We start from the raw sequence: 19645 nt of genomic DNA, 5'->3' as shown, positions 1-19645 counted from the left end.
GGAGCTAAGGGAATGAGGAATCCGGTCAAGGGCTTGGTGATGGCGGCAACGTCCGCGCTGGCATTTTGCGTGGGAGGCGGCCCGGCTTTCGCCGCCGATGCTACGCAGGCCGATGCAGGTACGCTGTCGGATGGCGGCAAGGTCACGGCAGTGACGCTCAAGGCCGCGAACTGCGTTTCCGCGACGATCCTGACCTTCGGCGCGACGCTGTGGAAGCTTGAAGCTCCCGACCGCGATGGCAAGGTGGCCGACGTCCTGCTCGCCTACGACAAGCTTTCCGACTTCGAGAAGACTCCCAACTATTGGGGCGCGACGATCGGCCGCTACGGCAACCGCATCGCCGACGGTAAGTTCACGCTCGACGGCAAGACCTACCAGCTTCCGCAGAACAACAACGGCCAGTCGCTTCACGGCGGCGGCAAGGGCTTCGACGTCCAGAACTGGAAGCTCGATTCGATCAAGTCGGGCAAGGTCGCGACCGCCGTGTTCTCGCTTGTCAGCCCGGACGGCGATTCGGGTTACCCCGGCACCGTGAAGACCAAGGCGACGTATTCGCTCGACGAATCCGGCAACCTCCAGATCGTCTTCGACGCGACGACCGACAAGCCGACCGTGCTCAACATGACCAACCACGCCATCTTCAACATGGCGGGCGAAGGGTCCGAGCGTGACGCGATGACCAACGTGCTCACCATCCCGGCAAGCAAGTACACCCCCGTCAGCAAGGTGCTGATCCCCACCGGCGAACTGCGCAGCGTTGAAGGCACGCCCTTCGACTTCCGCAAGGGCAAGCCGGTTTCCGTGGGCCTGCGCGACGGCAACGACCAGCAGATCGTCTACGGCCGCGGGTTCGATCACAACTTCGCGCTCGACAAGGGCCAGACGAAGACCCCCGAACTCGCCGCGCGCCTGGAAGACCCCGTGTCGGGCCGCGTGCTCGAACTGCTGACGACCGAACCGGGCGTCCAGTTCTACTCCGGCAATTTCCTCGACGGTACATACATCGGCAAGCAGGGCCACCTCTACCGCATGGGCGACGGCATCGCGCTGGAACCACAGAAGTTCCCCGACAGCCCGAACCACGCAAACTTCCCGTCCACCCGCGTCGATCCCGGCAAGCCGTACCGGCATGTCATGATCTACCGCGTCACCACGTCTCCGCGTTGAACCAGAACGAAACGAACAGACCCATGACCGAACAGACGACCCCCAAGCTGCGCTCGCGCGCCTGGTTCGACAATCCCGACAACATCGACATGACCTCGCTCTATCTGGAGCGGTACCTGAACTTCGGCCTCAGCCTTGAAGAGCTTCGCTCGGGCAAGCCGATCATCGGTATCGCCCAGTCGGGCAGCGACCTGTCGCCCTGCAACCGCCACCACCTCGTCCTGGCCGAGCGCATCCGCGAAGGCATCCGCGAGATGGGCGGCATCGCGCTGGAATTCCCGGTCCACCCGATCCAGGAAACCGGCAAGCGCCCGACCGCAGGCCTCGACCGCAACCTGTCCTATCTCGGCCTCGTCGAAGCGCTTTACGGCTATCCGCTCGACGGCGTGGTGCTGACCACCGGCTGCGACAAGACGACCCCGGCGATGCTCATGGCCGCCGCCACGGTGAACATCCCCGCCATCGCGCTGTCGGTCGGCCCGATGCTGAACGGCTGGCACAAGGGCGAGCGCACCGGCTCGGGCACGATCGTGTGGAAGGGCCGCCAGATGATGGCGGCGGGCGAACTGGACGCGGACGGCTTCATCAAGCTGGTCGCCTCCTCCGCCCCCTCGACCGGCTACTGCAACACCATGGGCACGGCGACGACGATGAACTCGCTCGCCGAAGCTCTGGGCATGATGCTGCCCGGCTCGGCCGCGATCCCCGCGCCTTACCGCGACCGTCAGGAATGCGCCTACCACACCGGCAAGCGCATCGTGGACATGGTCCGCGAAGACCTGAAGCCGTCGGACATCCTGACGCTCGACGCGTTCCATAACGCGATCGCCGTCAACGCCGCCATCGGCGGCTCGACCAACGCCCCGATCCACCTTGCCGCCATCGCCCGCCACATCGGCGTGGAACTGCCGCTCAAGGACTGGGAGACCATCGGTCACAAGATCCCGCTGCTGGTGAACCTCCAGCCTGCCGGTGAGTATCTGGGCGAGGACTACTACCACGCGGGCGGCGTCCCCGCCGTCGTCGCGCAGCTGATCGGCCAGGGGCTCATCAAGGAGAGCGCGCTGACCGTCAACGGCAAGTCCATCGGCGAAAACTGCCGCGAAGCCACCATCGAGGACGACAAGGTCATCAAGACCTTCGACCAGCCGCTGGTGGAAGAAGCGGGCTTCCTCGTCCTGTCGGGCAACCTGTTCGACGCGGCGATCATGAAGACCAGCGTGATCTCCAAGGAGTTCCGCGACCGCTACCTCTCGAACCCGGAAGATCCGGACGCCTTCGAAGGCCCGGCAGTCGTGTTCGACGGCCCCGAGGACTACCACCACCGCATCGACGATCCGGCCACCGGCATCACGCCCGACACGCTGCTGTTCATGCGCGGCGCCGGTCCCATCGGTTACCCCGGTGCGGCCGAGGTCGTGAACATGCGTCCGCCCGCCTACCTCATCACCGAGGGTGTCAGCGCCCTGCCCTGCATCGGCGACGGTCGTCAGTCGGGCACTTCGGGCAGCCCCTCGATCCTCAACGCCTCCCCGGAAGCGGCGGCGATGGGCGGCCTCGCGCTGCTCCAGACCGGCGACCGCGTGCGCATGGATCTCAAGGCGGGCAAGGTCGACGTGCTGATCTCCGACGAGGAACTCGCCGCCCGCCGCGCCGCCCTGGAAGCCGCCGGTGGCTACAAGTACCCCGCCTCGCAGACCCCGTGGCAGGAAATCCAGCGCGCCCTCGTCGGGCAGATGGATACCGGCGCGATCCTCGAAGGCGCGGAGAAGTACCAGCGCATCGCCCAGACCATGGGCCTGCCGCGCGACAACCACTGATCGCGAAGTGAAACAAGAATAGGTCCGTCATTCCCGCGAAGGCGGGAACCCATCTCCTGATTGTGCCTGTTGCGCCAATGTCAGATGGATCCCCGCCTTCGCGGGGATGACGGGCTTGTTCTGACTAAAGAGATCACTGATCTCGAACGGGAGAGAGAACCGATGACCCTCTGGCGCAAGATCGAGCGCGACGTGCGCGATACCCTTGGCGAAGGCGCCCTGTGGTGCGAACGCGACAACGCGTTCTACTGGGTCGACATTCTCGCTCCCGCCCTCAACCGACTGACGCTGGCGGACGGCGCGATCACGCGCTTCGCCATGCCCGCGCCGCTCGGCTGGGTGGCCCCGCGCGCTGCGGGCGGGCTCGTCGGCGGGTTCCGCGACGGTGTGGCGACGATCTCCCTCGATCCAGTGACCATCGGCGAGCGCTCCAATCCCGAGCCGCACCTGCCCGGCAACCGCATGAACGACGGCAAGGCCGACCGCCACGGCGCGATCTGGTGCGGCACCATGGACATGGCCGAGGACGCCATCAGCGGCTCGTTCTACCGCCTCTCCCCGCAAGGCGAGTGGCAGGTGATCGACAGCGACTACACCGTCACCAACGGCCCTGCCTTCTCGCCCTGCGGCGAGTGGCTCTACCACACCGATTCCGGTCGCCGCACGATCTACCGCTTCGCCGTGGATGCAGAAGGCGCGCGCGACCGCGAGGTCTTTATCCGCTTCACCGAGGAGGACGGCTACCCCGACGGCATGACCACCGATGCCGAGGGCTTCCTCTGGGTCGCCCACTGGGACGGCGGACGCATCAGCCGCTTCGCCCCCGACGGCACCCGCGACCGTTCGATCGAACTGCCCGCCAAGCGCATCACCAACATTGCCTTCGCGGGCGAAAACCTCGACCGCATGTTCGTGACCTCGGCCGCAACCGGCCTGCCGGAATCCGAGTTCGACGGCGCGCTCTACGAAGTGGACGCTGGCGTGACCGGCAATCCGGCGGGCATCTATCGCGGGTAAACGGTCCGTTGCGGCACCGTTTCCAAGTGTAATTCCAAGGGCACACAACCGCGGATTTCGGCGGCATACCTCCATTGGTCCCTTGCATATTGCGGGAATTGGAGGTTCTTGCCTCCATCGGCGAATGTCACATTACGCCCGCAACGAGTGAAGCGACGACATATACGGCTTCCTCGTCCGCAGGGCACAAACATGGGGGCAATCTGAGAATGCTACGCACTCGCACTATCTTTGGCCGGACGGCGCTGACCGCGCTGGCGTTCGGAATCGTTTCAGCGACGCCTGCCTATGCGCAGGAAAGCGCCGACGACATCATCGTCACCGCGCAGAAGGAGAACGAGACGCAGGTGCTGCGCAAGGGCAGCCTCGGCGCGCTGGGCGACAAGGACGCGCTGGCGGTTCCCTTCTCGATCAAGGCCTACAGCGAGGCGCTGATCCTCAACCAGCAGCCGCTGACGCTCGGCCAGGTGCTGGAGAACGATCCTTCGGTGCGCACCTCGCTCGGCTTCGGCAATGCCTCCGAGCAGTTCGTCATCCGCGGCTTCCCGCTCTACGGCGAGGATATCGCGATCGACGGCCTCTACGGCGTGACCCCGCGCCAGCTGGTATCGCCCGAGCTTTACGATCAGGTGCAGATCCTAAACGGCGCGAGCGCGTTCCTGTTCGGCGCGGCGCCGGGCGGCACCGCGCTGGGCGGCACGGTCAACCTCCAGCCCAAGCGGGCCAAGGACCAGCCGATCACCCGCGCCACGGTCAACTACCAGTCGGACGAGCACTTCGGCGGTGCCTTCGACTTCGGCCGCCGTTTCGGTGACGACGGCCAGTTCGGCGTGCGCATCAACGGCGCCGCGCGCGGGGGCGATACCTCGATCGACGACGAGTACCGCAGTTCGGTGGTGCTCGGCGCCGCGTTCGACTGGCGCAGCGACCGCGCCCGCCTCTCGCTCGATCTCGCGTTCCAGCGTGTCAAGGTGCGCCACATGCGCCCGATGGTGCAGCTCAACGGCGTGACCGCCGTCCCCGATGCGCCCGACGCCGACACCAACTTCGGGCAGGACTGGAACTACACCACGATCCGCGACGTCTTCGGCATCCTGAAGTTCGAGTACGACATCACCGACGACTTCATGTTCTACGCCGCCGGCGGCGCGCGCGACACGGCGGAGCGCGGCGTCTACCAGGGCTTCCAGCTCACCGACGCAGCGACCGGCGACGCCTTCGTCACCGGCTCCAACATCCCGCGCAACGACAACAACGAGGCGGTGCAGGCCGGTATCCGCGGCAAGTTCGCCACCGGCCCGATCACGCACGAGATCAACGTCGGCGGTTCGCAGAGCAGCTACATCAACCGCAATGCCTACGAATTCGGCCCGTTCGTCCGCAACGCGACCAACGGCAACAACCTCTACGATCCCGTGCAGGTCACCATGCCCGCCTTCACCGCCCTGCGCGCGGGTGATCTGGAGGATCCCAACCCGGCCAACCGCACCCGCCTGTCGAGCCTCTTCGCGTCCGACACGATCGGCGCACTCGACGGCATGGTGGAACTGACGGTCGGCCTGCGCCGCCAGAACATCTTCTACCGCGCCTACAACATCACCACCGGCGCGCGCACCAGCCGCTACAAGGAAAGCGCCACCACGCCGGTCGTCGGCCTCGTCGTGCGGCCGACAGAAACGGTCTCGCTCTACGCCAACCGCATCGAGGGTCTGGTCCAGGGCCCGGTCGCGGGTGCCGGTACGATCAACGTCGGCGAGGTGTTCCCGCCCTTCAAGACGGTGCAGTACGAAGTCGGCGGCAAGGTGGCGATGGGCCGCTTCAACGCCTCGCTCGCGCTGTTCCAGACCGACCGTCCGCAGACGCTGAACGAAGTGACGCCGCAAGGCACGGTGTTCACCCTCAACGGCCAGCAGCGCAACAAGGGCGTGGAACTGAGCCTCGACGGCGAGCCGATGGACGGGCTGCGCATCATCGCGGGCCTTTCCGTCACCGACGCCAAGCAGCGTCGCACCACCGGCGGCGCGACCGACGGCAACGACGCGATCGGCGTGCCCGAGTACACCGCGAACGCCAACGTCGAATGGGATCTCGGCTTCCTGCCGGGCGTCACGCTGACCGGACGCATCATGCAGACCGGCAAGCAGATGGTGAACCTCACCAACACGCTCCAACTGCCCGAGTGGACCCGTTTCGACCTCGGCGCGCGCTATGTCGTCGCGGTGGCGGACAAGCCGGTCACCTTCCGCTTCAACGTCGATAACGTCGCCAACAACAGCTACTGGGCGTCCTCGCTCGGCGGTTACCTCGTGCTCGGCATGCCGCGCACCTTCAAGACCTCGGCGACGATCGAGTTCTGATCCTCCATCCCGCGCCGGGGCCGGTCTCGCGATCGGCTCCGGCATTGTTGCGGATTGATCGCAATAGCGGTACTGGGCGCCTCGCCATGAGTGGAAACGCCGCCGCCCTTTCCCACCTGATGATCGCCGAACGCAGCGCCCTGCTGCGCCGGGTGGAGCGCCTCGTCGACGACCCGGCCGACGCCGAGGAAGTCGTGCAGGCGATGTGGTTCCGGGTGCAGAGCATTGGCGACGACCGCCCGATCCTCGCCAAGCGCGCCTACCTGTTCCGCCTCGCCCGCAATCTCGCGCTCGACCTGCGGCGCTCCCAGCAGCGCCGGGGACGGCTGGCCCATGAGGTGCAGGCGCTCCTGACCGAGCAGGACGATGCCCCCGGGCAGGAGCGCGTCGTCGATTCGGCGCGCGTGCTCGACCGCGTGCGCGCCACCGCGCTGGCCCTGCCCGAGCCGACCCGCACCATCTTCCGCCTCAACCGCTTCGAGGGACTGAGCCAGCAGGCCATCGCGCGCCGCCTCGGCGTCAGCACCACCACGGTCGAGAACCATGTCCGCCGCGCGCTGAACGCCCTCGCCGCCGCGCGCGACGGCCGCGATACACCAGCGTAATTGCACTATTCGCTCATGCCGGGTTGGGTGCGCGACCGCGGCGGGCGTCATTAGAACATCATGACCGGGAGAGCGGCAGACATGACCTTGCAGGGGAGCGATCCGATCGGCACGCGCGACGAAACCGCGCGCGCATGGATCGTGCGCCTTGCGTCGGGCTCGATCTCGGCGAGCGAGATGGACCGGCTCGAAAGCTGGATGGCCACCGACCCGCGCAACCGCGCGGCCTTCCTGCGCGAACGCAGCAGCTGGCAGGATCTCGCCGCGATCGAGGGCGCCTTCGTCAGCGAGCGGCCGTTGCCCCGGCGGCGGAGCCTGCGCTGGCCGACCTACCTGTCCGTTGCAGCCGCAGCAGCGCTGGCATGGTTCGCGGTGCCATCGACATGGCTTTGGCTGCGCGCCGACGAGACGAGCGCACGCGGCCAGATGCGCGAGATCGCCCTTGCCGACGGTTCGCGCGCGGTGCTCGACAGCGACACTGCCATCGCGGTCGACTACAATGACGAAGGCCGCGAGGTCCGCCTGCTCAAGGGCCGCGCCTGGTTCGATGTGAAGCATGGCGACGGCCGCCCGTTCCGAGTCGAGGTGGACAGCGGCTCGATCCGGGACATCGGCACCGCGTTCGAGGTGGACCATACCGGCGGACAGGTCGGCGTCGCCGTGACCGAGGGCATGGTGGAACTCAAGGCGGGTGCCGAGGCCCCCGTGCTGCTGCGCGCCGGACAGCGCGGCACGCTTGCCGATGGAACCGCGCACCGCGTCGCCGGGCTGCCGGTCGACCGGATCGCCGGCTGGCGTCGGGGCGAACTGCTGCTGCGCAATGTCCCCCTGCCCGATGCGATCGAGGCCATCGCACGCTATCGTCCCGGCCCCGTGCTGGTGCTGGGCGGCCTGTCCGACCGGCGACCGGTCAGCGGCTCGTTCCGCACCGACCGGCCGGACGAGGCGCTGGACACGCTGGCCGCCATGCGCGGGCTGGAGCAATCCACGCTGCCGGGCTCGATCCTGCTCCTGCGCGACGGGAAGCGTTAGGGCGTGGTCGCGCTCTGCTGAACGCCTCGTCATTCCCGCGAAGGCGGGAACCCATCTCCCGAGGGTGCCTGTGGCACGGACATCAGATGGCTCCCCGCCTTCGCGGGGATGACGACGTTGCTTTTAAAGATCACAGTGCGGCCTGACGAGGCTTCGCGCGCCCTCCCCCTTCGTCATTGCGAGCGCAGCGAAGCAATCCAAGGGCGGGATGTGTCGCTGGATTGCTTCGCTGCGCTCGCAATGACGAAGGGTAGTTTGGGCGGTGTTTGCCACTCACTGCCTTCGGGCCTCGGGGAACGGTGACGCAATCGGATATCCCCGCACCCTAAGCTTTTGCCCGCCACGCAAATTTTTCCAGCCCCAAACTTGGGTGCCCGATCGGCCCGAACGTCATTGCTATGAAAAGATATTGCGAATTGCTTGCAATATCGCCCGCAGCAGCGGGCATGGGCAGTGATTTCGGGGGTTTCATGAATACGGTTTCGTCACGTCTTGCAACGGCACTGCTGGCCAGCGCTGCGGTCCTCCCCATGCTGACGGCGCTCCCTCAGGCCGCCGCCGCACAGGACCAGGTGGCGCGCAGCTACGACATTCCCGCGCAGTCGCTCGAAAGCGCGCTCGTCGCATGGATGCGCCAGTCGGGCGTGCAGGTCGGCTACGAGCCCGGCGACGTCTCCGCGCGCAGTTCCGCCGCGCTGTCCGGCAGCTATTCCGCCGATGAGGCGTTGGCGCGGCTGCTCGCCGGGACCGGCCTCCGCGCGGAGCGGACCGGCTCGGCCTCCGTGCGGCTCGTGCGCGGGCAGCAGGTGGGCGGCAGCGGCGCCATGCAGCTCGGCCCGGTGCGTGTTCAGGGCCAGGGCGGCCGCGCCGCGCGCGGGGCTCCGGTGGAGACGGCGACAGGCCCGGTTCCCGGCTACCGGGCGACGCTGAGCGCCACCGCCACACGCACCGACACCCCGCTGCGCGACGTGCCGCAGTCGATCCAGATCGTCCCGCGCGCGGTGATCGAGGACCAGGCCGCCGTGCGCCTGACCGACGTGATCCAGAACGTCTCCAGCGTGCAGCTCAACGGCACCGGCGGCAACCGGGGCGAGACGTACAACATCCGCGGCTTCGTCACGCCGCGCTATGCGATCAACGGCTTCCCGCTGACCGGCGCGATGGATCGCCCGGAAGCCTTCTTCGATCTCGCCAACGTCGAGCGCGTCGAAGTGCTCAAGGGACCATCCTCGGTCATGGTCGGCCTCAGCGAGCCCGGCGGCATCATCAACGTCGTAACCCGCGCGCCGACCAAGGACTTTCATTTCGACGGCGCATTCCAGGGCGGCAGCTTCAATTTCTATCGCGGCGAGCTTTCGGTTTCCGGACCGCTCAACGCTTCGGGCACGCTGACCGCCCGCGCGACGGGTTCGATCCAGACCGACAGCGGCTTCCGCGAAGGCGCGCGCAAGAGCGAGCGCGCCTATGCCGCCGCCGCGCTGCGCTGGCAGCCGGACACGCTGACGCAGGTGGACCTGACCGCCGACTACGTGGACCAGAAAGTGCCGTTCGATCGCGGCCTGATCGCCGACGAGGACGGCAACTACGTCCATGATGCGCGGGTCTATTACGGCGAGCGGTGGTCCACCACCGGCGCGGAGAAGCTGGTGCTCGGCCTTGCCGCGCAGCGCCAGGTGATGCCGTGGCTGATGCTGCGCTTCACCGGCCGCTACACCGACGCGCTCGTCACCGACCACAACGCGGTCGACCTGCAGGGCAATGCCAACGGCCTCGTCCGCCGCCGCATCACCAACCGTACCGAGGACACCAACGATCTCTCCATGCGCTTCGACGCGCTGATCGACGCCTATACCGGCCCGTTCGAGCACCGGATCATGGCGGGCGTCGAGCGCTCGGACGGCGACATGGCGTTCTGGTCCGCCCGCGCCAACATCGCCTCGGTCAGCACCACGGCGCCGGTGCTCGGGGTGACGCCGGTGCCGGTGGCGTCGGTCAACAATATCTACGACTACGACGTCAGCAACTGGGGCTTCTACCTGCAGGACCAGATCGCACTGGGCGACAAGTGGAAGGCGCTGGCAGGCCTGCGCTACGACCGTGCGAAATCCTACACCTGGGACCGTCTCGACGGCACCGAGACGCCGACGAAGGACGATGCCCTGACGCTGCGCGCCGGTCTGGTCTACCAGCCGACGACCTCGGTCTCGCTCTACGCCAGCTACACGCAGAGCTTCCAGCCGCAGCAGGGGCAACTCGTGGACGGCACGCCGCTCGATCCCGAGGAAGGCGAACAGTTCGAGGCGGGCGTGAAGCTGGACCTGCTGGACCGCCTCTCGATCACGGCGGCGGCATTCCAGATCACCAAGCAGAACGTCGCGACCGAAGACCTCGACAATCCGGACTTCTCGATCCTGACCGGCGAACAGCGCGTGCGCGGCGTCGAGCTGGACGTGACGGGCGAGATCCTGCCGGGCTGGAACCTCATCGCCAACGTCAGCCACCTCGACGCCGAGATCACGCGCGACAACACCTTCGCCGTCGGCAACCGCCTCAACGGCGTGCCCGACTTCAGCGGGCGCCTCTGGACCAGCTACAGCTTCAAGGCGGGCGCGCTCTCCGGCCTGTCGCTGGCGGGCGGCGTGCGCGTGGTCGGCAAGCGGCAGGTCGATCTCGACAACCGCTTCACCATCGCCGGATACGAGACGCTCGACGCCTCGATCCGCTACGCCATCGACGAGCACTGGGAAGTCGCCGTCAACGCCGAGAACCTCGCGGACACCTTCTTCGTCGAGGGCGTGCAGGGCGACAACAACCTCTACCCGGGCACCCCGCGCCGCATCGTCGGCACGCTGCGCGCCCGCTTCTGAACATCGGGGCGGCGAACATGCTGATGCGGACCGGCAGTGTAGAGGCGGAAGCGGCCGAAGGTGCCGGCGGCTATCGGCCCGAGCGCCAGCGTGGTGTCGCGCTGGCGCTCACCGTGCTCGTCTTCTGCCTCCCCGGGCTGCTGCTGGTGCTGCTCAGTTGGCGCTCGGTGCCGTTCAGTACACCCGCCGCACCGCACGTCGCCGCCTTCGATGTAGCCGACCGGCCGAGAGAGGAAGACCCGGCACCGGACGATCCGGAGCCCGAAAACCCGCAGAAAACCGAGAGTTCGGAAGCGGTCTCTCCACCTCAACCCCAACTGCCGACGCCGCCGGTCCCGTCCGTGGTGCTCGCCCAGAGCGCGGCGCCATCGCCGCCACAAAAGGTAGAGGTCCAGCGGGCTCCGGCAGCGGCAACGGCCCGTCCCCCGGCCGCAAAACCGCGGCCTTCCGGCGGTGAACCCGGCCCCGACACTTGGCAGGCCCGCGTCCTCGGCCGCCTGAACGCCGCCAAGACCTACCCCGCCTCCGCCCGCGCAAGACGGCAACAGGGCACCGTCATGGTGCGCTTCGTGCTCGACCGGAAGGGCACCGTTCTCAGCGTTTCGCTTGAGAAATCCTCAGGTTTTGCGCCGCTTGACCGGGAGGCTCTGGCCCTTCCAAAGCGCACCTCCCCGCTCCCTGCACCACCCGAAAGCATCGCAGGAGAGAGGATCGAACTGGTCGTACCGGTGGAATTCTACTTCTGAGATCAGGCCGCAGCGGAGCGGTTGCGGCCTTCCTGCTTCGCCCGGTACATCGCCCCGTCCGCTGCGCCCAGCACGTCGATCGCCTGCTGTCCGGGCAGCATGGCGGAGATGCCGACGCTGACGGTGACTGGGATGATCCCGCCGACAGCATCGCGGATCACGGTGCCCTCGAAGCGGATGCGGATGCGCTCGCACACCACCCGCGCCTGCTCCGTCGTCAGGCCGGTGAGCAGGACGGCGAATTCCTCGCCCCCCAGTCGCGCGACGAGGTCGCCTTCCCGCACCGCCGCGCGCAGCAGTTCCACGAAGCGAACGAGCACGGCGTCGCCCATGGCGTGACCATGCAAGTCGTTGATGCGCTTGAAATGATCGAGGTCGAAGACGGCAAGGCAGCCGAGCACCCCTTCGAGCGGATCGGACAACAGCAGCGCGCTGAGCGCACCATCGAAAGCGCGCCGGTTGCTGGCGCCCGTCAGCGGATCGGTCATCGCCTGACGCGTGAGATCCTCGACCATCTGGCGCCGCTGCGTGACTTCGCGGATGATGCTCACGGTGCCGGTCACACGACCATCGACATCCACCATGGCCCGGAAATGGCTCTCCACCCACACCGAGGTGCCGTTCTTGTGGTTGACGCGATACTCGACGATGGTCGCTGCGTCCGGCTCTGCAAGAGCCTTGCGGCGCGCCTCGACCACGGCGGGCAGATCGTCCGGCGCGATGAGATTGAACAGCGCCCGACCCGTGAGTTCTTCGGGCGGATAGCCGGTGACCTGCTGCGCCGACGGCGAGGCATAGCGCACCGTGCCATCGACATTGGCCCTCAGCACGACGTCGCTCATCCGATCCAGCACCAGCCGGTGCAGCGCTTCGGCTGCGTGAAGGCGGTCGATCATGCGGCGACGTGACTTCAGTTCCGCAGCCAGCGGCAGCAGGATCAGCACGATCGTCGCGAAGTAGATTTGCAGAACCTGCAGCTTCACGGCCATGCTGGCCTGCAGCAGCGTCGTCGGTCCATGCCCCAGCAGCGAGCAGCTCAGGCCGACGATCACGAGAATGGCGATCGAGAATACCGCGCCGAACCGCCCAAGCCGGAAAGTCGCGACGATCATCGGCAGGAACGGCACGATGACGAGCGGTATCTCATTCTGGCCGAACGTCACCAGCGACGCGAGGAAAACCAGCCCCAACAGCCCAACCGCCTGCATCCGCCGCCGATGGGACGCGGATTCGGCCCAACGGCGCGCCTCGCCGCGCAGACACAGCAGCAATGGCGGGCCGAAAGCGATAAAGCCGAGGGCATGTCCGGCGTACCAGTCACGCCAGGCGCTCCAGTACGAAATGCCGCGAGCGTGATGCACGAATTCGGCCGCGAGCAGTCCGCTCGACACGGGGACGGCCACACCGGCGATCAGCAGGAATATCGTCGCCTCGGGCACCGACTTCAGGCCGCCGAAGCGCGGAAACGCCCGCTTTACCAGCGAGGCGGCGACATAGGCCTCGACGATGCAGATCGTCGGCAGGGCCAGTCCTGCAATGCCTCTAATCCCGAACAGCAGCGAAGCCGCGACGCCCGCCGGAATGCAGGCCACAAGCAGGACACTCCAGCGGCGGCGAGGCGTGGCGCACAACTTGGCGAACAGGACTGCGCCCGCCAGCCACACGACCGCGACACCGCCGTCGAAGCGGGTCAATGCCAGTGCAGCCGAGGCGCAGGCGAAGTAGGCGACGGCGGTCGCGGCCGCTTCGCCCCAAGGACTAACATTCGATTGCATCAACCCGCGTGACATTCCCCGCGCTTACCCGAACATGGTGTTTATTCGGTAAACTTACGCGATGCGAGCGACAAGCGTCAGCTTCGCCGAAAGGGATCAAATGTCCTTGAGTTCGCTCACGAACTCGTAGCGATCGCCGCGATAGACCGAGCGGGTGAATTCGACGATGCGCCCATCGGGGATGCGGGTGATGCGCTCTATGCGCAGGACTTCGGAGTTCTGCTTGACGCTGAGGATGCCTGCCTCGGTCGGAGTCGCCAGCGAGGCGCGCACGCGCTGGGTGCCAGAAGTCGGGCGGAAACCGTGCCGGTCGAGCGCCTGATAGAGCGAGTCGCCGAGGGCATCGAGATCGGGCAGGAACTGCGCCGGGATCACCGCATGCTCGATCGCCAGCGGCTCGCCACCGGCAAGCCGCACGCGGCCCAGGCGGGCCACGCGGGCGGTCACGGAGATTTCCAGCGCCGCCGCTTCCTCCTCGGTGGGCTGGGCGTAAGTCTTGTTGATCCACACCACGCCCGGCGCCTCGCCGCGCGAACGCGTGTCATCGCTAAAGCTGCTGAGCTTGCCGCCCGCCGTCTCGATCCGCCGTGCGACGAACGTGCCCGAGCCCTGCTTGCGGACGAGCACGCCCTCGTCGATCAGCTGCTCGATGCCCTTGCGCACGGTGACGCGCGACATTCCCGCCATCTCGCTGAGATCGCGCTCGGACGGTAGCGCACCGCCCGGATCGATGCCGCCATTGCTGATGTGGTCACGCAGGCTGCGCGCCAGTTGCAGGTAGAGCGGACCTCCCTCGTCGTTCCGGGTCCAGGCAATGTCACGCATCTTCGGTCAGTCTCGCCCTTCCAGCGCCTTGAGGGCATTGCGCAGATTCCCGCCGTTTTCACGCAGCAGTGCCTCTCCTTCGGCGACAGACTTGCCGAGCGCGACGATCACGCCGAGCCGGATCTCGTTCCCCGCCGCCTGGAGCGCGTGTGCTGCCGTGTCGGCATCCACCCCGGCGATATCCTGAACCATGCCCTGCCCGCGTTGCAAGAGCTTCGCATTCGATATGCGCATCGCCACCATGCGCCCTTCATGGACTAGGCCGCGGCGGATCATGATCGCGGTGGACAGCAGATTGAGCATCGCCTTCTGCGCGGTGCCCGCCTTCATCCGGGTGGAACCGGCGACGATCTCGCTGCCGGTGACTGCACACAGCGGGTACTGAGCGGCACCTAGAAGCACCGAGCCGACATTGTTCGCCACCGAAATGGTCACTGCGCCCAGTTCACCGGCACGTTCGACGGCGGCAAGCGTATACGGCGTGCGACCGCTCGCGGCGACGCCGATCACGACGTCGTTCGGGCCGACACGGAGCGCGTCGATCTCCGCGCGTCCCGCCTCGGCATCGTCCTCGGCCCCTTCCTGCGCCTCGGTCAGCGCATCGAGGCCGCCTGCCATCAGGAACGCCATGCGCTCCATCGGCCAGCCGTAAGTCGGGTAGAGCTCGGTCCCGTCCTGCACGGCGAGGCGGCCGGAGGTTCCGGCTCCGACGAACACCAGCCGACCTTCGTCGCCCAGCCGCTCGGCAGCGGCTTCGGCGGCGCGGGCGATGGCGAGGGTCTGCGACTGGATCGCGGCGATCGCCGCCATCTGCCCCTCCAGCATGGCCTCGACGGCCAGTTCGGTCGGCCAGAGGTCGAGGTCGCGGTAACGGGGATCGAGCGCTTCGGTTTTCATGACGTACCTTGGATCAGTGTTCGGCCTGAACGATCGCCTTGCCGGAACCGGCAGGCGCCACGCAGACCACGAAGGCCACCACGGTGGCAATGCAGAGCTGGAACGGGAACGACAGGCCGCTCAGTGCTTCCGGCATCCCGATGGCATGGGCGATACCGGGCTGAAGCAACAGGACCGTGACGAACCCGACGATGAGCGAGGCGATGACGGAGCCCGTCGTCCCGCGCCCGGTGAACAGCGCGGTGAAGTAGACGCCGAGCAGGCCCGCATAGGTGAACACCATCACCTGCAGCGCGAACTCCAGCAGGCCCATGTCGGTGTAGCGCTGCCAGTAGAACGAGACGATCGCCATCACGAACATCGCGAAACCGATCACGCCCATCCCCGCACGCCCCGCCGAAACGTAGTGATGCTCGGGCGGATTGCCGCGCTTCTCGCGCCACGGACGGTAGAAGTCCTGCACCAGCACCGAGGACATGGCATTGAGCGCCGAGTTCGTCGTCGCCACCGCGGCGGCGCAGATGCCGATGGTGACGAGGCCGCGCAGGCCGCCCGGAAGCTGGGTGAGGATGTAGTGCATGAAGATGCTGATCTTCTCGCCGCCGAACTGACTGCCCGCGGTGGCGGTCACGCCGCCCATCAGGTCCGGCCTGTCGTAGAAGACGTAGAGCAGCAGGCCGATGACGATGAACATGCCCACCACCGGCACCGTCGCCAGCACCGAGAGATAGAGCCCCTTCGCCCCGGTCTTCGCGTCCTTGCAGGCCAGCAGGCGCTGCGTGGTGTCCTGGTCCATCCCCGAGTTGGCGATGTAGAGCAGCGACAGGCCGAGGATGATCGCCAGCATCGAGAACGGACGCGACGGGTCCATCGAGAAGTCGAACAGCTTGAGCTTGTTGACGCCCTCGGGCGTGTTCATCAGCCCGTGGATGATCTCCCCGGTCGAGGAAGGGATCGACATCCGCAGGAACACGACGACCGCGATCGCCGAGCCGAGGTAGACGACGAACTGGATGAGGTCGTTCCACAGCACCGACTTGAGACCGCCGACGAAGGTGAACAGCACGCTCGCGACGATCAGCAGCGCGGCCGCGATCATGATCCCCTGCGCCTCGACGGTGCCGGTGATGACCATCGCCAGCGCAATCGCCGCAAGGTACACACGCGCGCCGCCCGCGAAGACGCGGCCGATCAGGAACATGCCGCCCGCCCACCGCGTCGCCTTCTCGCTGAAGCGCATGGTGAGCAGTTCGTAGGCTGTCGTCGCCTTGATCGCGTAGAAGCGCGGGATCATCACATGCGCGACGAAGATCGCGCCGATCAGGCCGCCGATGTTGCCGGAGAGGTACGTGAGGTCGCCGTGGTAGCCGTAGTCCGGCCCGCCGAGGAATGTCGCGGCGGACTGCGTGGCCGAAAGCACCGAGATCGCCGCCAGCCATGCGGGCACGTTGCCGCCCGCCAGAAAGTAGTCATGCGCCGAGGCGGTCTTGCGCGGCGTGAATATCCACCCGCCCGCGACGAGCAGAAGGAGGTAGGCGGCGATCACCAGCCAGTCCGCCATGGAAAATGGCAGCGTCATCGCGATAGTCTCCAGTCGTCTTTAACGGGGAGCGTGCAAACGCGCGCCCTCCTATCTTCCTTCGTCATTGCGAGCGCAGCGAAGCAATCCTGTACAATCTCAGGCCGCGCCGGATTGCTTCGCTGCGCTCGCAATGACGAAGATATGGCAATCGAAATTTCGTGCATTTCAATCCCGACCCGAAAAAACGGGCGCCCGGTCGGAGGAGAAGTGACCGGGCGCCGCGTCAGGGTGGGAATGCTCCTCAGATGTGCGCGGTCAGCGAAAGGCCGATCGTGCGCCCGAGGATGTCGTAGGTGTCGGGGAAGGTGTTGAACACACCGCCCGTCGACACGCGGGGGGGAGTCTTGTCGAACAGGTTGTAGACGCCTGCGGTCATCGTCACGCCCTCGACGAAGTCATACGAGGCCGACAGGTCGAAGGTGTTCTGGGCAGAGAGCGTCTCGGTCGAACCGACGGTGCTCGACCGCACCTTGCCGATGCGCTGCCAGTCAAACTGGATCACGCCCTTATCGAGCAGCATGCCGAGGCCGACCGTGTGGCGGTAGTCCGGCTGCACCAGCGTGGTGCCGTCGCTCGAACAGGTGGCGCCGAACGTGCCCTTGCACTGGACCGCGGCGACGGTGGAGTTCGCCTGGATCTTGTACGAGGTGACGACGTTGCCCTGATAGCTCAGGCGCAGGCCCTCGCCCGGCAGCCAGTCCTGGCGCAGCGTGTAGCTGGCCGAGATGTCGAGGCCGCGCTGCAGCAGGCGCCCGAGGTTCTGGTTGTTGACGAAGGCATCCTTGAAGGTGCCGTCGGCGTTGCGGGTCACGAGGCCGCACAGTGGGTTACCGGCGGTCGGGTTGGTGATGTAGCAGCTGGTGATGGCCGCGATCGGCTGGATCACGCCGACTGCGCCCTTGAGGTCAAGCTCGTACCAGTCGACGGTGACGGTCAGGCCCGGCACGAAGGTCGGGGTGATGACGACGCCGGCAGTGGTCGTGTAGCCGGTCTCCGGCTTCAGGTCCGGGTTGCCGCCGTAGTAATAGTTGCCCGTCAGGTAGTTCGCGGCGTTGGAGTTGGCCGAACCCACCGGCGGCGCGCCGAACCGGGCGCACTGCTCGGCATTGCCGGTGCCCAGCACGCACGGATCGCCGCCGTAGCGCGGCTTCAGCCGGTCGACGGTGACGAGGTTGCTGAACGGCAGCGAGGAGACGCCGCCCGCGAATTCGCCGAAGTTCGGGGTGCGCAGCACGCGCTGGTACGTGCCGCGAACGCGCACGTTGCTGTCGACTTCCCAGTTGCCCTCGACCTTCCAGGTGCCGTGGGTGCCGAACAGGTTGTAGTCCGACAGGCGGTAGGCGCCGCCGACGTCCAGCTTGCGGATCAGCGGCAGGTCATGCAGCACCGGGATCAGCACTTCGCCGTAGAGTTCCTTGACGTCGAACGAGCCGCTGTAGGCCGCCTGCACGCCCTGGCGGTAGGTGTTGCCGGTCAGCAGCGCGGTGTCCTGGTCGATGTCGGCGGTCTCGCGACGGTACTCGACGCCCACCGCGAAGCCGATCGGACCGGCGGGCAGCGAGAACAGCTCCTCCAGCGTGCCGCTCAGCGTCGCGGCGGCGACGAACTGGTCGCGCTTGCGGTTGAAGCCGTTGATCGGCGTGCCCAGCGCCGCGGCAAGCCCGTCCGAGTTGGGGCCGAAGATGTTCACCGTGTTCACGATCGAGGCGAAGTTGTTCGCGCCCGCATTGTTGGCGACGAGGCCGTCACCGGTGATCAGCGTGTTCTCGGTCGAGCGGCCGTACTGGGCATAGACGTTCCACTTGACCGCATCGGTCAGCGGCCCGCGCAGGCCGGTCTGGAGCTGCAGCGTGTTGCGCTCGGTGTGGTACTCGATCAGGCCGAGTTCGGCGAGCGAGCGCGAGACGTTCACCTGCGCCGTGCCGTTCACGAACGTCAGCTGGTTGCGGATCGCGTCGGTGAGGAACGGGTTGTTCTGGTTGATCGAGACGGTGCGGTTCACCGACACCGGCGTCGCGCCTGGGGTGCCGGTCTCGGTCGTGCGGGTGTTGGTGTACATCGCGCGGCCGTAGACCTCGACCTGCGGCGTGACCTCGTACTTGTAGAGCGCGGCGACGTTGATGCGCTTGAGCGGCGAGACCAGCGGATACTGGTCCGACACGTTTGAGGTCGCCGAGGGGTTGGTGGTGAACGCGCCGTCGTCGGTGAAGCCGAACTTGCGGCCGCTCGCCACGTCGGTGAAGACGCCGCCGATGCTCGGAATGGTCTGGTTCGGGGTCTCGGCCCAGTCGCGCTGGCCGGCGCGGATCAGGTCGCGCTGCGTGTAGTCCGCCGCGATGACGAGGTTGCCGCGATCGCCGAGGCCGGTGCCCAGCATGATCGAGCCGCCGTACTGCGCGCCGCCGTGGGTCGAGAGGCGGCTGGTCGCGGTGCCGCGAAGGCCCTCGAACTCGTCGTTGAGGATGAAGTTGACCACGCCCGCGACCGCGTCGGCGCCGTAGACCGCAGCCGCGCCGCCGGTCAGCACGTCAGTGCGCTTGATGAGCGAGGCGGGGATCGAGTTCACGTCCACCGAGTTGCGGAAGCTGAAGGGCGCGGCGCGGGTGCCGTCGATCAGCACCAGCGAGCGGCTCTGGCCGAAGTTGCGCAGTTCGAGGACTTGCGCGCCGAATGCGTCGCTGCCCTGCGAACCCTGGCGAACACCGCCGGAAAGCTGGGGAATCTTGGTCGAGAAGTCTTCGATGGTCAGCGCCGACTGGAGCTTGATCTGCTCTTCCCCGGTCGAGGCGATCGGGCTGCTCGACTTGACGCCGGGCAGCGAGATGCGGGTGCCGGTGACGACGATGTCGCTGCCGGTGGCCGAATCGTCGGCGGTCTGCGCATAGGCGGGCGCGTGAGCCAGGGCGGCGGTGAGCGCGGCCATGGCGACGGCATTCCTGTTGAACTTAACCATCG

At 67.0% G+C, this 19645-nt stretch carries 14 protein-coding genes; 8 read left to right on the top strand and 6 right to left on the bottom strand.

What is annotated here, in order from left to right; all coding sequences use genetic code 11:
- The first annotated feature begins 12 nt into the window (after window positions 1-12).
- The 6 genes from LO787_RS15260 (at window position 13) to LO787_RS15235 (ending at window position 7998) form a co-directional block, all read left to right on the top strand.
- On the top strand, window positions 13-1167 hold the full coding sequence (locus LO787_RS15260; RefSeq protein ID WP_232491863.1) for an aldose epimerase family protein: 1155 nt from the start codon (window positions 13-15) through the stop codon (window positions 1165-1167).
- A 23-nt stretch (window positions 1168-1190) separates the two neighbouring features.
- On the top strand, window positions 1191-2987 hold the full coding sequence (locus LO787_RS15255; RefSeq protein WP_232491862.1) for an IlvD/Edd family dehydratase: 1797 nt from the start codon (window positions 1191-1193) through the stop codon (window positions 2985-2987).
- A gap of 162 nt (window positions 2988-3149) precedes the next feature.
- Window positions 3150-4004, top strand: a complete 855-nt coding sequence (locus tag LO787_RS15250) for an SMP-30/gluconolactonase/LRE family protein (RefSeq protein ID WP_232491861.1) — start codon at window positions 3150-3152, stop codon at window positions 4002-4004.
- A gap of 209 nt (window positions 4005-4213) precedes the next feature.
- Window positions 4214-6361, top strand: coding sequence for a TonB-dependent receptor (locus tag LO787_RS15245; protein ID WP_232491860.1), 2148 nt, complete (start codon window positions 4214-4216; stop codon window positions 6359-6361).
- Between the two features lie 86 nt (window positions 6362-6447).
- On the top strand, window positions 6448-6966 hold the full coding sequence (locus LO787_RS15240; protein WP_232491859.1) for a sigma-70 family RNA polymerase sigma factor: 519 nt from the start codon (window positions 6448-6450) through the stop codon (window positions 6964-6966).
- Between the two features lie 81 nt (window positions 6967-7047).
- Complete coding sequence (locus tag LO787_RS15235) at window positions 7048-7998, top strand: FecR family protein (protein ID WP_232491858.1); 951 nt, start codon at window positions 7048-7050, stop codon at window positions 7996-7998.
- A gap of 325 nt (window positions 7999-8323) precedes the next feature.
- On the opposite strand, the gene LO787_RS15230 is transcribed toward LO787_RS15235, so the two are convergent.
- Window positions 8324-8530, bottom strand: coding sequence for a hypothetical protein (locus LO787_RS15230; RefSeq protein ID WP_232491857.1), 207 nt, complete (start codon window positions 8528-8530; stop codon window positions 8324-8326).
- Here LO787_RS15230 and LO787_RS15225 point away from each other — a divergent pair.
- Both LO787_RS15225 and LO787_RS15220 read left to right on the top strand, forming a co-directional pair.
- On the top strand, window positions 8529-10865 hold the full coding sequence (locus LO787_RS15225; RefSeq protein ID WP_232491856.1) for a TonB-dependent siderophore receptor: 2337 nt from the start codon (window positions 8529-8531) through the stop codon (window positions 10863-10865). The genes LO787_RS15230 and LO787_RS15225 overlap by 2 nt on opposite strands.
- 23 nt (window positions 10866-10888) lie before the next feature.
- Window positions 10889-11611 (top strand): energy transducer TonB family protein, encoded by a 723-nt coding sequence (locus LO787_RS15220; RefSeq protein ID WP_232491855.1) that lies wholly within the window; start codon window positions 10889-10891, stop codon window positions 11609-11611.
- A 2-nt stretch (window positions 11612-11613) separates the two neighbouring features.
- On the opposite strand, the gene LO787_RS15215 is transcribed toward LO787_RS15220, so the two are convergent.
- The 5 genes from LO787_RS15215 to LO787_RS15195 form a co-directional block, all read right to left on the bottom strand.
- Window positions 11614-13386 carry a GGDEF domain-containing protein gene (locus LO787_RS15215; protein WP_232491854.1) on the bottom strand — a complete coding sequence of 591 codons (1773 nt, stop codon included), beginning with the start codon at window positions 13384-13386 and terminating at the stop codon, window positions 11614-11616.
- 96 nt (window positions 13387-13482) lie between these two features.
- Window positions 13483-14211 (bottom strand): GntR family transcriptional regulator, encoded by a 729-nt coding sequence (locus tag LO787_RS15210; RefSeq protein ID WP_232491853.1) that lies wholly within the window; start codon window positions 14209-14211, stop codon window positions 13483-13485.
- A 6-nt stretch (window positions 14212-14217) separates the two neighbouring features.
- Window positions 14218-15108 carry an N-acetylmuramic acid 6-phosphate etherase gene (locus LO787_RS15205; protein ID WP_232491852.1) on the bottom strand — a complete coding sequence of 297 codons (891 nt, stop codon included), beginning with the start codon at window positions 15106-15108 and terminating at the stop codon, window positions 14218-14220.
- Between the two features lie 13 nt (window positions 15109-15121).
- A complete protein-coding gene (locus LO787_RS15200) occupies window positions 15122-16687 on the bottom strand; it encodes a sodium:solute symporter (RefSeq protein WP_232491851.1) in 1566 nt (521 codons plus the stop codon).
- Window positions 16688-16931: 244 nt separating this feature from the next.
- Complete coding sequence (locus LO787_RS15195; protein ID WP_232491850.1) at window positions 16932-19643, bottom strand: TonB-dependent receptor plug domain-containing protein; 2712 nt, start codon at window positions 19641-19643, stop codon at window positions 16932-16934.
- Window positions 19644-19645: the final 2 nt, after the last annotated feature.

It is taken from the genome of Novosphingobium kaempferiae (assembly GCF_021227995.1).
Taxonomy (GTDB): Bacteria; Pseudomonadota; Alphaproteobacteria; order Sphingomonadales; family Sphingomonadaceae; genus Novosphingobium; species Novosphingobium kaempferiae.
The sequence above is the reverse complement of the archived record's forward strand: the minus strand, read 5'-3'. Positions and strand labels throughout refer to the sequence as shown.

Coding starts and splice junctions, on each gene's coding strand:
- LO787_RS15260 (WP_232491863.1), top strand. CDS start 13: ATGAGGAATCCGGTCAAGGGCTTGGTGATGGCGGCAACGTCCGCGCTG.
- LO787_RS15255 (WP_232491862.1), top strand. CDS start 1,191: ATGACCGAACAGACGACCCCCAAGCTGCGCTCGCGCGCCTGGTTCGAC.
- LO787_RS15250 (WP_232491861.1), top strand. CDS start 3,150: ATGACCCTCTGGCGCAAGATCGAGCGCGACGTGCGCGATACCCTTGGC.
- LO787_RS15245 (WP_232491860.1), top strand. CDS start 4,214: ATGCTACGCACTCGCACTATCTTTGGCCGGACGGCGCTGACCGCGCTG.
- LO787_RS15240 (WP_232491859.1), top strand. CDS start 6,448: ATGAGTGGAAACGCCGCCGCCCTTTCCCACCTGATGATCGCCGAACGC.
- LO787_RS15235 (WP_232491858.1), top strand. CDS start 7,048: ATGACCTTGCAGGGGAGCGATCCGATCGGCACGCGCGACGAAACCGCG.
- LO787_RS15225 (WP_232491856.1), top strand. CDS start 8,529: ATGCTGACGGCGCTCCCTCAGGCCGCCGCCGCACAGGACCAGGTGGCG.
- LO787_RS15230 (WP_232491857.1), bottom strand. CDS start 8,530: ATGGGGAGGACCGCAGCGCTGGCCAGCAGTGCCGTTGCAAGACGTGAC.
- LO787_RS15220 (WP_232491855.1), top strand. CDS start 10,889: ATGCGGACCGGCAGTGTAGAGGCGGAAGCGGCCGAAGGTGCCGGCGGC.
- LO787_RS15215 (WP_232491854.1), bottom strand. CDS start 13,386: ATGCAATCGAATGTTAGTCCTTGGGGCGAAGCGGCCGCGACCGCCGTC.
- LO787_RS15210 (WP_232491853.1), bottom strand. CDS start 14,211: ATGCGTGACATTGCCTGGACCCGGAACGACGAGGGAGGTCCGCTCTAC.
- LO787_RS15205 (WP_232491852.1), bottom strand. CDS start 15,108: ATGAAAACCGAAGCGCTCGATCCCCGTTACCGCGACCTCGACCTCTGG.
- LO787_RS15200 (WP_232491851.1), bottom strand. CDS start 16,687: ATGACGCTGCCATTTTCCATGGCGGACTGGCTGGTGATCGCCGCCTAC.
- LO787_RS15195 (WP_232491850.1), bottom strand. CDS start 19,643: ATGGTTAAGTTCAACAGGAATGCCGTCGCCATGGCCGCGCTCACCGCC.